Source organism: Streptomyces sp. NPDC058579 (assembly GCF_042718575.1).
Lineage (GTDB): Bacteria > Actinomycetota > Actinomycetes > Streptomycetales > Streptomycetaceae > Streptomyces.
Genome location: NZ_JBHXPI010000006.1, coordinates 124524 through 137086 on the forward strand (window position 1 = coordinate 124524; position 12563 = coordinate 137086).

Sequence of the window (12563 nt, forward strand, 5' to 3'; positions counted from 1 at the left end):
GGTGAGTCCCTCCTTTCGAACGTAGATCAGGCCGTGGAGATGCGCGACGTCGTCCTGCGCTGTCCAGAGGCGGACCTCTATGGCTGCGGGGCGAGGCGTTCTACGGCGACGAGCGCCGCGTCGTCGCCGAGATGGCCGCCCGCGTACGCCCGCAGGTCGTCCCTGAGGTGGCCGAGCAAGGTCGGCGGGTCCTCCCCGATCCACGCGGCGAGCCGCTCCGTCAGCGGATAGAAGGCCCGCGAGCGGTCGCGGGCCTCGACGACCCCGTCCGTGTACAGCAGCAGGACGTCGCCGACTTCGAAGGGGAAGGTCTCCACGGTCACGGCGGGGGAGAGCACGTCGGCGAGGCCCAGCGGAGGGCTCGCCTCGGCCGTGTCCAGGGGCACGATCTGGCCCCGGCGGAGCAGCAGCGGCGGCGGGTGCCCGCAGTTCACGAGCCGTACGACCGGCTCACGGTCGGGGATGTCGAGGACCAGCGCGGTGACGAAGGCCTCGGCGGCGTCGTCGGCCGCCTCGCCCGTGCCGGGACCGGGCGCCGAGAGGTCCTCCGGCTCCTCCGCGGAGCCGACGCCCGCCTCCAGGTGCCCGACGAGCGCGGGCAGCTCGGACTCCCGGCGGGCCGTGACCCGGAAGGCGCCGAGGACGAGCGACGCCTCGCTGATCGCGTCGAGCCCCTTGCCCCGGGCGTCCCCGATCAGAAGCCGGGTCCCCGATGCCGTACGCGCCGCGGCGTAGAGGTCGCCGCCCATCTGTGCCTCCTCCTCGGCCGCCAGATAGACCGACGCGATGTGCAGCGGGCCCGCCCGGTGGGGGAGCGGGCGCAGGACGACGCTCTGGGCGGCCTGGGCGATCGAACGGAGCTGAGTCACCTTGTTCTCGTGCTGCTCGCGCAGATAGGCGAAGAAGGTGACGATGACCGAGATCAGGATCAGCGCGATGATCTGGTACGTGTGGTTGAGATCCGTCAGGCTCGTCCGCGCGATCGCCACCACCGACTGCGCGAGGACCGCGACCGCGCCCACGAACGCCGTCATGCGCGGCCCCGCGAAGGAGGCCGTCACGGCGGGCGCGGCGATCAGGAACGGCCCCAGGTGGACCTCGGGCGGGGCCAGGATGTCCACCACGGTGACCGCCGCGATCAGCGCGAACGACGCGCCGAGCAGCAGCCGCCCGCCGCGCCGCGAGAGGCGGGATGCGGGGTCGCGCCGACGGGCATCCATGTGAAAGGCATACATCAGCTCATGGGGCGTGTCCTGTTGCCGCGCTCCCCGGCGCGGCGCGTCTCAGCGGGCGACGCTCCGTGTGCGGCGCTCGGACCGGGGACGTAGTCGGCGAGCGTGCGGTCGGCGCGCCAGCCCCTGGCCTGGGCCTTGGACACGTCCAGGACGACCCGGTGGGCCAGCTGATCGACGGCGTACCGCGTCAGCGGCGGCTCGGCGCCCGGCCGCAGGCGCCCCAGGACCTCGGCCGCCGCGGCCGCTCCCCACGCCAGGGGGAGGGGGAGGTGATGGATCCGGGCGCGCACGCCGTGGGCCCGCAGGACGGTCCGTACCGCTTCGTCACGGCGGTACGGGACGGGGTCGGCGATGTTGTACGCGCCCGGGCCCCAGTCGGCCGCTCCGAGGCACGCGTCCGCGAGGTTCTCGACGGCCGTCAGGCTCAGCACGACATCGGGGCCCGGCAGTAGCAGCCTGCCCGCCCTGATCCGGGCGAGGAGCCGGTGCACCAGGTGCGGGTCGCCGGGGCCGTACACCGCGCGCGGGCGCAGGACCACCGCTCCGGCCGCGAGGGCGAGGGCCTCGCCGGCCGCCTTCGTACGCCCGTACGCGTTGAGCTGCCCGTCGACGGGATGGTCCTCGGCGATCAGGTCCCGTCCGGGGCCGGGGGCGTACACGCTGGAGCTGCTCACCCAGACGACCGGGCGGTCCCCTGCGGCCGCCAGGAGGCGGGCGGTGCCGTCGACGTTCACGGCGCGCATCGTCGCCTCGGCCGGCGACCCGGGCACGGGGTCGCCGACGGCCGCCGCGCAGTGCACGACGAGGTCCGCCCCGGCGAGGTCGGGCGGACCGCTCTCGGCGTCCCAGGGGATGTGCCGGCCGACCGGCCCGGGCCGCCGCCCCACGCACAGGACGTCGGCGCCGCGCGCGGCGGCGAGGGCGGCGACGTGCGAGCCGCAGAAGCCGCTCGCTCCGGTGACGGCGATCGTGCTCATGAGGGGTTCTCCGGACGGGGGCGTGGGGCGGTGGTTGCGAGGGCGGTGGTGGTCGCGTGGACGGCGGTGGTCGCGCGGACGGTGAGGCGGCGCCAGCCGGGCAGCGCGGCCCGCCGGTCCACGCGCGCGGTGGCGACGGCCGGGCGGTACGGGGCGAGTGCGGCCAGGACGTCGTCCAGCTGCGCGAGGGCGAGCCGCGCACCCGGGCAGGCGTGTGGACCGGCCCCGAAGACGAGCCGGGCGACGGCGGGCGGGGCGGGGCGGTGCGCGTCCGGCGGGTCGATGTCCGCGCCCACGGCGTGCCGCGCCACGAGCACAAGCCGGTCCCCGGCCTTCACCGGACACCCGCCGAGCACGGCGTCGGCCGCCGCCACGCGCGGCAGCAACGGGGACGGCGCGGTGACCCGCAACAGCTCCCCGACGAGCGCACCCCGCAGCCGGTCGTCGGCCGCCTCTTCCCACAACCCGCCGTCGGCGCACCAGGCGACGGCACGCGGGAGGGCGGCGACGGTGGTGTTGACGGCGGCGACGGCGATCATGGCGCGCAGCGCGATGTCAGGGTTAGGGGCACCGGCGGACGCGATTGCGGGTGCAGCCGCGGTCGAGTCCGCATGCGCGTCCGCGTCGTCGTGCGGACAACGCGCGGGTTCGCCTGCGGCGCCCTTACGTGGGCCGGAGCCGGCTGACGCGGCCGTCGCGGGTGGCCGCGCGGCGCGGTGCGGGCACGAGGGCGCCGCAGGCCCGAGCAGCGCCTCCAGGCGCGCGGTCGCCCTGGCCGCCGCGCGGGCGGTGCCCGGCGGTCGCGGGCCCGGGAGGTGGTCGCGTACGGCCGCCGACGCGGCGTCCGCCGCCGCCACCGCGAGGGCCGAGGCGTCGGCCGGGCAGTCCAGCAGGGCGCGGACGGTCGCACCGGCGAGTTCGCGGGCCAGCGGGACGAGGTCGACGGTGTGTCCGGCCGCGAGCGGCGCGAGCTCGCGGTCGAGCACGGCCCGCCAGACCGGCCGCAGCCGCTCCACCCCGGCGGCGCCCAGCTCGTCCGCTACGGCCCGCCGGGTGCCGCGGTGGTCGGCGCCCTCTTGGTCGAACAGCGTTCCCCCGCCGGAGAGTTCACGTGCCGCGCCGCCCGTGGTACCGGCCGCCGCACGGTCCAGCGGGATGCGGGTGAGGGCCTCGCGGTACGGCTCGGTGCCGTTCACGAGGACCGCACGCCCGAGCCGCGCGACCGGGCGCCGCCGGACGGCCGCGAGCAGCGCGAACAGCAGCGGATGCGACCGCGTGTACACCCGCCGGTCCCGCCGTCGGGCGCCCCGCAGCGCGGCCACTCTGCTCACCCCTACCTGGTTCACCCTCATCGCCCCGCCCCCGTCGTCCGCGCCGCCGCGAGTCTCGCCGTCGCCGCGCGGTCCGGCTTCCGGGAGCGGCCGGACAGCGGGATGTCGGCGAGGAGGAGGGTGTCCGGGCGGGCCGTGCCCATGCGGCGCAGGGGGGCGGCCAGGGCGGCCCGGACCCGGGCGGGGTCGGCCTCGTGGTGGGGCTGGACGACGGCGACGAGGCGTTCGTCGCCGTCCCCTGCCGGGACGCCCACCAGGAGGGCCAGTTCGACACCCGGCACGTGCAGCGCGGGTTCGTAGAGACCGGGGTAGATGTTCTCCGCCCGCCGCAGGACCATGTCCTTGCTGCGGCCCGCGAGCACGATCCGGCCGGCCGCGTCGAGCCGCCCCTGGTCACCGGTGCGTACCCACGGCTCGGGCTCCTCCCCGAGGTAGCGGTGCCGGGCGGCGTGGCCGGAGAGCAGCAGCTCGCCGCCCGGTCCCGGCCGGGCCGCAACCCCCGGCAGCGGCGCGCCCACGAGGTCGCCGTCGCCCGTGAACGCCGCCTTCTCCGCCTGTTCGACCGCTGCGGCCGGGAACAGCTCGGTCAGCGCGTACACCCCCCACGCCTCCTCCGCCCCCGCTCGCCGCACCCGCGTGAGCAGTTCCGCGCTCGCCGGCGCCGAACCGGTCCACACCCGCCCGCCGAACCGCGCGTCCACCGCAAGCGCGGCCCGCAGTTGAGGTGGCGTCAGATAGGTGGCCTGCGGGGCCAGTCGGTGCAACTGCCGCGCCAGTGCTCGCGGCGAGCGGGCCGGGAGTGCGACCGGCGCGCCGTTCGCGAGTGACGGAACGAGGACGAAGAACGTGCCGCCGAGCACGGGCAACTCCGGCTCCGGGCACACGAGTTCGGTCACCGTGGCCATGCCCGCGGCCAGTGAGGAACGGGTGTGGACGACAGCGCGCGGCCGCGAGGTCGTGCCCGAGGTGAAGACGATCACCGCGTCCCCGTCCTCGTCCACCGCGCGCGGCAGCACCGACGCACGCGTACCCGCCGGCCGGGACGACAACGCGGGGGCACACCCCGGCAGCCGCCGGCCGACAGTGACGACGGGGCCGCCAAGGTCCGCGAGGTCCGGCAGCGCGAGCCGGGCCCGCCGGACGAGCGGCCGCGCCCAGCCGGCCACCGCCTGGGCGGTCGCGTCGGCGAGCACGAGGTCGGGGCGGGCAAGGGCCAGGCGGGCCCGCAGCACGTCCGGTCCTGCACCGGGGTCGAGCACGGCCGCCCGCAGGCCGAGCCGGTGCACGGCGAGCAGCACGGCGAGCGCGCGCGGACCGGGCCGCACCGCGACCCCGACGGTGTCGCCGCGCCGCAGCCCGCGCGCGTGCAGCGCGCCGGCGTACCCGTCGGCGAGGTCGGCCAGCTCCCCGCACGTGGCCTTCGTCCGGACGGAACCGGAGCGGGTCGTGCCGAGCACGGCCGGACGGTCGGGACGCGACCGCAGGGTGTGGGCGAGAGCGTCCAGCATCAGCGCGGGTCCTCTCCGTGCCGCCCCGGTCCCCGGTCCAGGTACCAGCGGGCGGTGCCGACGACCCCGTACGCGCGCAGCCGCCGCGTGGAGTTCTCCACGACCATGTCGCGGGCGTGCACGATCGCCGTGGTGGAGCGGCGCACCCGGTTCAGGAAGAGCCGGTCGGTGGGGGAGGGACGGCGGGGCATCCCGCCGACGGCCTCGTACAAGTGCGCCGTGATGGCCATGTTGTTGCCCGCGTGCATCCGGTACGGCGCGAGATAGCCGTGCCGCCGCCGATGCGCCGGGCGCACCCGCCCGAAGAACGCGGCGACGCGGACGAGCGTACGGAACAGGGCCCGCCCGACCGGCCCGTGCTCGTCGCGGCGGGCGTCGATCCGGCCGCACACCAGGCCCGCGCCCTCGCCCAGCGCGGTCCGCGCGGCGGCCGTCCAGCCGGGGCGCGGCAGGCAGTCGGCGTCCGTCCGGGCCAGGAGCCCGGCCCCGCGCCCGATCGCGTACCGGAAGCCGGTGTCCACGGCGCACCCCACGCCCTTGTCACGCTCGTCGAGCACATGGACGGGGAACGGCGCCCGCCGGGCGAAGTCCCGGGCGATCGCGGCGGTGTCGTCCTCGGAGGCGTTGTCGACGACGACCAGCTCGAAGTCCCGGTCCGCCTGGGCGGCCAGCGCCTCCAGCGTGGCGCCGATGCGCGCGGCCTCCTGATGCGCGGGCACCACCACCCACAGCGCGTCGCTCATGCCTTCTCCCACACCATCGTCATGATGCTCACGCCACCGCCGAGCCCCACGAACAGCACCCGGTCCCCAGGCTTCAAGTCCCCTTGAACCCGGTCCAGTTGAACGCCGAGCGTCGCGCTCGCGATGTTGCCGAGCTCGGGGACGGTGACGACGAGACGGTCCTCGGGGACGCCGGTGATCTCCACGAACCGCCGCAGATACGGCACGGTCACCTGATGGACCAGGACGTGCCGGAAGTGGCGCCAGTCGAGGCCCGTACGGTGGCGCATCCGGTCGATCACCGACGTGCCCACCTTCTCGAACACCTCGCGCAGCTCGCTGCCGTCACCCTGGAAGTACGTGTGCTCGTCGCCGCGCGGATGGCGTGAACCGCCGCCGAATATCCCGCCGACCGGCCAGTGTTCGGAGTGCGTCTCGCTGTCCACGTCGAGGATCCCACCCCGCTCCACCGTCTCCAGGACCACCGCGGCGCCCGCGTCGCCGAAGGTGTAGCCGGCGAACCCGTCGCGGAACTGGGCCAGGTCGGCGGGGTCGTGCCGGACGGCCCTGCTCGGGGTCTCCCCGGTGACGACGAGGGCCCGCCGGGCGCGCCCGGCCAGGATCATCGTACGGGCCAGGTCGATGCCGTTGACGAAGCTGTTGCAGGCGTTGGTGACGTCCAACGCATGGGCCCGGGAGCCCAGTTCGGCCTGCACGATGTGCGCGGTGGCCGGTTCCACCATGTCGCGCGTGGCGGAGGCGAACACCAGCAGGTCGACGTCCGCCGGCTCGACCCCGGCCCGCCCGAGCGCCTGCCGGGCGGCCCCGACCGCCAGGGTGGAGGCGTACTCGCCCGGCCGCACGGCCCTGCGCGTCACGATCCCGGTCGCCCGCTCGAACACCCCGGCGGGCAGCGCCATCCCGCTGCCGGCGACGACCCGCCGGCGCAGCTCCTCCGAATCCACGACCTGCTCGGGCAGGCAGGCGCCGACCCCGGTGATCCCGACACGGAGGGGGCCGTCGGCGACGGCCTGATGACTGTTCATACGACCGAGGCTACGAACGCCGCGGGGGCCGCCGCCTGAGTGCCCGTACTCATCCGGCCTGGGGGAAAGCCCCCGGTCCTGGGGGAATCCCGGTGCCGGAGGGCCGCGGACCGTGCCGATACGGTGGCCGGAAGATCGTTCGGAGGAAGGCGACGCGACCATGCGACTCAACCAGGACACCCCGCCGGACGCGGACGGCCCGCACGTCCTCGCCCGGACCGAAGGACGGGCCGGTCTCCTCACCCTGAACCGGCCCCGCGCCCTCAACGCGCTCACCCACGCCATGGTGCTCGGCGTCGACGAGGCGCTGACCGCCTGGGAGGACGACCAGGCGGTCGAGACCGTCGTCATCCAGGGCGCGGGCGAACGCGGACTGTGCGCCGGAGGCGACATCCGGGCCATCTACGAGGACGCCCGCGCGGGCGGCACGGCGACCCTCGGCTTCTGGCGGGACGAGTACCGGCTCAACGCCCGCATCGCCCGCTACCCCAAGCCCTACGTCGCCCTCATGGACGGCATCGTGATGGGCGGCGGAGTCGGCGTCTCGGCCCACGGCTCGGTCCGCGTCGTCACGGAACGCTCGCGCGTGGCGATGCCGGAGACGGGCATCGGCTTCGTCCCCGACGTCGGCGGTACGTATCTGCTGAGCCGGGCGCCCGGCGAACTGGGCACCCATCTCGCCCTGACCGGCGCTCAGGCGGACGCCGCCGACGCCCTCCTGACCGGCCTCGCCGACCACTTCGTACCGTCCGAGGACCTTCCCCGCCTTGCCGAGGAGCTCACGCGCGCCCCCGCGCACGAGGTGCTGCCGCGGTTCGCCGCGACCGCCCCGCCCGGGCGCCTCGCCGCCGCACGCGACTGGATCGACACGGCGTACGCCGCACCCACCGTCGAGGAGATCATCGACCGGCTCCTCGACTCCGGGATCACCGAGGCCAAGGAGACCGCCACCACCCTTCTGAGCAGGTCGCCCACGGCCCTCAAGGTCACGCTCGCGGCGCTCCGCCGGGCCCGGAGCCTGGACTCCCTGGAGGCTGTCCTGGCCATGGAGTTCCGGCTCTCCCACGCCGCCCTCACCTCCGCCGACCTCGTCGAGGGCATCCGTGCCCAGGTGATCGACAAGGACCGCGCCCCGCGCTGGACCCCGGCCACGCTCGCCGAGGTCACGGACGCCGACGTGGCGGCGTACTTCGCCGAACGGGACCTCCCGAAAACCCGGTGACCCGGCCGGGCTCCCCTCCCTACACTCGCAGCACGCACCGCCGAGATCACGGCGCGCGCGCCGACGACCGAACGAGGGGAGCCCGACCGTGTGTTGCCACACCACCGTCGTCGTTCCCCGGTCCCGGTACGACGTGATCCTGACGTCCCGGTCCCTCCGGTGCCGGCTGCGCGGCCGCCACCGGACCCCGTGACGAACACCTGACGACCCCGCATGCCCGTGTGCGCCGCGAGAAGCGCGCGCCGTCCGCCGCGAGGTCTTCTCCTCCGCCCGCCTCCGGGCCGCTTCGTCCGGGAATCGCGCCGACCCTTTCTCGTACCCACCGAAAGGTCCGGGCCGTGCGTACCCCGCTTTCCCGTCAGCTCCCCACCAGCCCCCTGAACCGCGTCCGCAACCTGGGCATCCTCGCCCACGTCGACGCCGGCAAGACCACCGTGACCGAGCGGATGCTCTACCTCACCGGCGCCGTCCACAAACGCGGCGAGGTCCACGAGGGCACCACCGTCACCGACTTCGACACCCAGGAACGCGACCGCGGCATCACCATCTTCGCCGCGGCCGTCAGCTGCGTCTGGGACGACCACCGGATCAACCTCATCGACACGCCAGGACACGTCGACTTCTCCGACGAGGTGGAGCGCTCGCTGCGCGTCCTCGACGGCGCGATCGCCGTGTTCGACGCCGTCGCCGGGGTCGAGCCGCAGAGCGAGACCGTGTGGCGCCAGGCCGACCGGCACGGCGTCCCCCGGATCGCGTTCGTCAACAAGCTGGACCGCGCGGGCGCCGATCTGGACACGGCCGTCGCGTCGATCCGGGACCGCCTGCACACCGTTCCGCTCGTCGTCCAGCTGCCCATCGGCCGCGAGGACGCCTTCACCGGCGTCGTGGACCTGGTGCGCCTGCGCGCCCTGGTCTGGGAGACGGGCGCCGACACGTACACCGAAGGGCCCGTCCCCGAGGAGCTCGTGGCGGAGGCACGGCTCAGGCGCCGCGCCCTGGAAGAGGCGGTCGCCGAGCTCCATCCGGACGCCCTGGAGGAGTTCTGCGCCACGTCCGCGCTCGGCGCGGACACCCTCACCGCGGCGCTGCGCGACCTGACCCGGACCGGCGAGGGCGTCGTCGTGCTCTGCGGCTCCGCCTACCGCAACCGGGGTACGGAACCGCTGCTCGACGCCGTCGTCTCCTACCTGCCCTCGCCCCTGGACGTGCCGCCCGTGCGCGGCACCCTGGACGGCGCGGAACGGGAACGGGCGGCCGACCCGGCGGAACCTTTCGCCGCGCTCGTCTTCAAGGTCAACTCGACCGCCACCGGGCGGCTCACCTACCTCCGCGTGTACGCGGGGACCATCGGAAAGGGGGACACGGTGCTCGACGTCGCCGCCCGGCGCACCGAGCGCGTCGGCCGGATCCTGCGCGTGCAGGCCGACCGGAACACCGAGGTGGACTTCGCTCGGGCCGGCGACATCGTCGCGGTCGTCGGCGTGAAGGAGGCCCGCGCCGGTGCGACGCTCTGCACGCCCTCCGCCCCGCTGCTCCTCGAACCACCCACGCCGGCCGACCCGGTCGTCTCCGTGGCGGTCGAGGCGCGCCGGAGCCTGGACACCGACCGGCTGGCGTCCGCGCTGGCCCGACTCGTCGAGGAGGACCCCTCGTTGACGGTCCGGACCGACCCCGAGACCGGTCAGACCGTGCTCTCGGGCCTGGGCGAACTGCACCTTGAGGTGGCCGTGGAGAAGATCCGCCGGGCCCAGGGCCTGGAGATCGCGGTCGGCAGGCCGCAGGTCGCCTACCGGGAGACGGTGGCGCGCGGGGTGTCGGGCCTGGTGTACCGGCACGTCAAACAGGACGGTGGCGCGGGCCAGTTCGCGCACGTCGTCCTGGACGTCGAGCCGGTCGGCGCGGCGGAAGAAGGGGAGTTCGTCTTCTCCTCCACCGTCACGGGCGGCCGCGTACCGCAGGAGTACGTCCGCGCGGTCGAGGCCGGCTGCCGCGACGCGCTCGCGGAGGGCCCGCTCGGCGGCCACCCGGTCACGGGCGTGCGGGTGACGCTCACCGACGGGGCGACCCACTCCAAGGACTCCTCGGAGATGGCGTTCCGCACGGCGGGCCGCTTCGCGCTCCGCGAGGCGCTGCGAGCGTGCGCGATGACGCTCCTGGAGCCCGTCGTCGAGGTCACCGTCACGGTGCCGGACAGCGCCGTGGGCGGTGTGCTCGGTGACCTGGCGGCCCGACGCGGCCGGGTCACCGGCTCGACGGCTCGCGCCGGAACGGCGGTCCTGACCGCGACCGTTCCGCTGGCCGAGCTGTTCGGCTACGCGTCCCGGCTGCGCGGCCGCACCCAGGGCCGGGGCACGTTCACCGCCCGGCCGACGGGCTACGCCCCGGCGCCGGCCGCTGCCGCGGTCGGCACGACGGCCCGGTGACGGCAGGGGACGGGCCCGCCCGACACGAGGGCGGGCCCGTCCCAAACGTATGATCGGGCGGATCGTTGAGGGGGGGCGAAGTGACGTCATCGAGGGAGTCCGCGCGTGCGCGGCGGCGGAAGCGGCGCGAGGACGGCGAGGAAGGCTGCTGCGCGGGGGCGGCCGACCAGTGCTCGGCCTGCGGTATGTACTGCCCTCAAATGGCGTTGGTGGCGCTCACCGCCCTCCTCCTGGGGAGGCCGCGCCCCTCGTCCGGCGCGCGCCCGTCCGCCGGTCGGCCGTCGGGGCGGGTGGCCGGGGCGCTGCACGGGGCCGTGGGGTTCTACCGGGACACGATCAGCCCGACCCGGCCGCCGTGCTGCCCGTACACCCCCACCTGTTCGACGTACGCCGTCAAGGCCCTGCACCGCCACGGCGCGCTGCGCGGCACCCTGCTGACGGCGGCGCGGCTCCTGCGCTGCCGCCCGGGAGCGGCCCGCCGCAGCGGCTACACCGACCCGGTCCCGCACTGACACGTCAGGCGGTGAGGGCTCGCCGCGGGCGGGGGACCAGCTCGCCGCCGCAGTTGGGGCAGACGCCGGCCATGGCGTCGCCGCAGGGCACGCAGAAGGTGCACTCGTACGTACAGATGAGTGCGGGCGCGTCCTGCGGCAGCGTCGCCGTCTCGCAGCGCTCGCAGGTCTCACGCATCTCCAGAGCCATCGTTCTTCCTCACCGTGATTCGGGGTTCACTCCACTGTCCCGGCCGGGTCGGGTGCCCGAAAGCGCGGTGAGGGCCAGTGATCAACACGATCGGGTCGCGTCGGGCCGGGGCGGCGCCACCAGGCCGGGGGACTGGTGCGAGCGCCGCAGCGACTCGGCCACGAATCCGCCGGCCTTCAACTCCTCCACGAGGTCGGTCAGGAACCGTACGGTCTCCGGCCGCCGTTCCTTCGTCGTGCCGACGGCCTGCCGGATCTCCATGAACCGGTCCTCGATCAGCCGGAGTTCCGGGTGCGCCGCGACGAACGCGGTCATCGGCTGCCTGATGCCCGCCGCGACCTCCAGGCCCTCGGCGAGGAAGACGTCCGCGCCCTCCTCGCCTCGTACCAGGGTGGCGTGCCGCAGCGTGCGCGTGAGGTAGAGGTCGTACGCGGAACCGCGCTTGACGCCGATCCGTAGACCGTCCCGGTCCACCTCGGCGGGGGCGGTGAACTCCGAGGCGGTGGGCACCGCGTAGACCCCCTCGATCACGACGTACGGCGCCGTGAAGGCGACCTCGGCCTCGCGCGCCGGCTCCACGGCGAGGAAACAGAGGTCCGCGCGGCCCGTGGCCATCGCCTCGTAGGACTTGCGCGCCGCGTCGAAGCAGACGAACTCGACCGGCAGGCCGAGGCGCGCGCCGATCTCCCGGGCGAGGTCGACCGTGACCCCACCGGGGGAGTCGGGCGTGCCCTGCGCGAGGACCGGGTTGCCCAGGTTGATCGATGCCCGCAGGACGCCGGTCGGCGCGAGATCCCGGGCGAGGTCGGCGGTGGCGGTCGTCATGCGCCGGAGTCTAGGGCGTGTCCTCACGGGCCTTGGGGCGGGGCCAGGGGCGGCCCTCCAGGCGCTCGATGTCGCTGTTGAAGCGCCGCAGGTACGAGGCGAAGTCGGCCACCTCCTCGGGCGTCCACTTCTCCAGGACCCGCTCCAGACCGTGGACGTTGGCGGCCCGGTCCGCGTCCAGCCGCTGCCGCCCCTCCGCCGTGATGCTGAACTTCCGGGCGATCCCGCCGTCGGGGTCCGGGATCCGTTCGACCACCCCGGCCTTCAGCATCGCCGCGGTCTGCCGGTTGAGCGTGGACGCGTCCAGGCCGAAGGCGTCGCTCAGTTGCCCGATGGAGAGCGGCCCGTCGATCTCGATGCGGCTGAGCAGCACATAGGCGCTCCGGTCGAGCCGCCCGCGCGCGCCGCGCGCACGGGGGTCAAACAGATGCGAGTGCCGCCCGACGAGCATGCTCTCGAACTCGATCAGGTGCGTGGGCTTTTCCATGGCCCCATCCTCCCCGCCCGTGCGGCTTCACCGGTCCTATGCATGGTACAGATGATGTGTATCCTGCACTCGATGTGCATCATGC

At 75.0% G+C, this 12563-nt stretch carries 12 protein-coding genes; 3 read left to right on the plus strand and 9 right to left on the minus strand.

Annotated features, from left to right (window positions below; all coding sequences use genetic code 11):
- Positions 1–77: 77 nt before the first annotated feature.
- Genes ACFWRO_RS11000 through ACFWRO_RS11025 form a run of 6 tightly spaced genes read right to left on the minus strand, consistent with a single transcriptional unit; the run spans position 78 to position 6819 of the window.
- On the minus strand, positions 78–1220 hold the full coding sequence (locus tag ACFWRO_RS11000) for a PP2C family protein-serine/threonine phosphatase (RefSeq protein ID WP_384507472.1): 1143 nt from the start codon (positions 1218–1220) through the stop codon (positions 78–80).
- A gap of 14 nt (positions 1221–1234) precedes the next feature.
- The gene (locus tag ACFWRO_RS11005; RefSeq protein ID WP_384507475.1) at positions 1235–2212 is read right to left on the minus strand and encodes an NAD-dependent epimerase/dehydratase family protein; all 978 of its coding nucleotides are present in this window, start codon (positions 2210–2212) and stop codon (positions 1235–1237) included.
- Positions 2209–3543, minus strand: coding sequence for a cytochrome P450 (locus tag ACFWRO_RS11010; RefSeq protein ID WP_384507478.1), 1335 nt, complete (start codon positions 3541–3543; stop codon positions 2209–2211). The genes ACFWRO_RS11005 and ACFWRO_RS11010 overlap by 4 nt, the downstream gene beginning before the upstream one ends.
- Positions 3544–3560: 17 nt before the next feature.
- Positions 3561–5051 carry a class I adenylate-forming enzyme family protein gene (locus tag ACFWRO_RS11015; protein ID WP_384507481.1) on the minus strand — a complete coding sequence of 497 codons (1491 nt, stop codon included), beginning with the start codon at positions 5049–5051 and terminating at the stop codon, positions 3561–3563.
- Entirely contained in the window at positions 5051–5794 is a 744-nt protein-coding gene (locus ACFWRO_RS11020; protein WP_384507484.1) for a glycosyltransferase family A protein, read from the minus strand. The genes ACFWRO_RS11015 and ACFWRO_RS11020 overlap by 1 nt, the downstream gene beginning before the upstream one ends.
- Positions 5791–6819, minus strand: coding sequence for a 3-oxoacyl-ACP synthase III family protein (locus ACFWRO_RS11025; protein ID WP_384507487.1), 1029 nt, complete (start codon positions 6817–6819; stop codon positions 5791–5793). Before ACFWRO_RS11025 ends, ACFWRO_RS11020 begins: the two co-directional genes overlap by 4 nt.
- Positions 6820–6979: 160 nt before the next feature.
- On the opposite strand from ACFWRO_RS11025, the gene ACFWRO_RS11030 reads away from it, so the two are divergent.
- From ACFWRO_RS11030 to yidD, 3 genes are all read left to right on the plus strand, one after another.
- Positions 6980–8041, plus strand: a complete 1062-nt coding sequence (locus ACFWRO_RS11030) for an enoyl-CoA hydratase/isomerase family protein (protein WP_384507490.1) — start codon at positions 6980–6982, stop codon at positions 8039–8041.
- Between the two features lie 338 nt (positions 8042–8379).
- Complete coding sequence (gene fusA, locus ACFWRO_RS11035; RefSeq protein WP_384507493.1) at positions 8380–10464, plus strand: elongation factor G; 2085 nt, start codon at positions 8380–8382, stop codon at positions 10462–10464.
- An 80-nt stretch (positions 10465–10544) separates the two neighbouring features.
- Positions 10545–10976 carry a membrane protein insertion efficiency factor YidD gene (gene yidD, locus ACFWRO_RS11040; RefSeq protein WP_384507500.1) on the plus strand — a complete coding sequence of 144 codons (432 nt, stop codon included), beginning with the start codon at positions 10545–10547 and terminating at the stop codon, positions 10974–10976.
- A 4-nt stretch (positions 10977–10980) separates the two neighbouring features.
- On the opposite strand, the gene ACFWRO_RS11045 is transcribed toward yidD, so the two are convergent.
- The 3 genes from ACFWRO_RS11045 to ACFWRO_RS11055 form a co-directional block, all read right to left on the minus strand.
- A complete protein-coding gene (locus ACFWRO_RS11045) occupies positions 10981–11166 on the minus strand; it encodes a DUF1272 domain-containing protein (protein ID WP_384507503.1) in 186 nt (61 codons plus the stop codon).
- Positions 11167–11247: 81 nt separating this feature from the next.
- Positions 11248–11991, minus strand: coding sequence for a transporter substrate-binding domain-containing protein (locus ACFWRO_RS11050; RefSeq protein ID WP_384507506.1), 744 nt, complete (start codon positions 11989–11991; stop codon positions 11248–11250).
- Positions 11992–12001: 10 nt separating this feature from the next.
- Positions 12002–12478: a MarR family winged helix-turn-helix transcriptional regulator gene (locus tag ACFWRO_RS11055; protein ID WP_384507509.1), complete on the minus strand. Its 477-nt coding sequence runs from the start codon at positions 12476–12478 to the stop codon at positions 12002–12004.
- Positions 12479–12563 lie beyond the last annotated feature (85 nt).

Bases quoted from the DNA above. Each gene is read 5' to 3' on its own strand.
- ACFWRO_RS11000 (WP_384507472.1), bottom strand. From the start codon at position 1,220: ATGGATGCCCGTCGGCGCGACCCCGCATCCCGCCTCTCGCGGCGCGGC.
- ACFWRO_RS11005 (WP_384507475.1), bottom strand. From the start codon at position 2,212: ATGAGCACGATCGCCGTCACCGGAGCGAGCGGCTTCTGCGGCTCGCAC.
- ACFWRO_RS11015 (WP_384507481.1), bottom strand. From the start codon at position 5,051: ATGCTGGACGCTCTCGCCCACACCCTGCGGTCGCGTCCCGACCGTCCG.
- ACFWRO_RS11020 (WP_384507484.1), bottom strand. From the start codon at position 5,794: ATGAGCGACGCGCTGTGGGTGGTGGTGCCCGCGCATCAGGAGGCCGCG.
- ACFWRO_RS11025 (WP_384507487.1), bottom strand. From the start codon at position 6,819: ATGAACAGTCATCAGGCCGTCGCCGACGGCCCCCTCCGTGTCGGGATC.
- ACFWRO_RS11030 (WP_384507490.1), top strand. From the start codon at position 6,980: ATGCGACTCAACCAGGACACCCCGCCGGACGCGGACGGCCCGCACGTC.
- ACFWRO_RS11045 (WP_384507503.1), bottom strand. From the start codon at position 11,166: ATGGCTCTGGAGATGCGTGAGACCTGCGAGCGCTGCGAGACGGCGACG.
- ACFWRO_RS11050 (WP_384507506.1), bottom strand. From the start codon at position 11,991: ATGACGACCGCCACCGCCGACCTCGCCCGGGATCTCGCGCCGACCGGC.
- ACFWRO_RS11055 (WP_384507509.1), bottom strand. From the start codon at position 12,478: ATGGAAAAGCCCACGCACCTGATCGAGTTCGAGAGCATGCTCGTCGGG.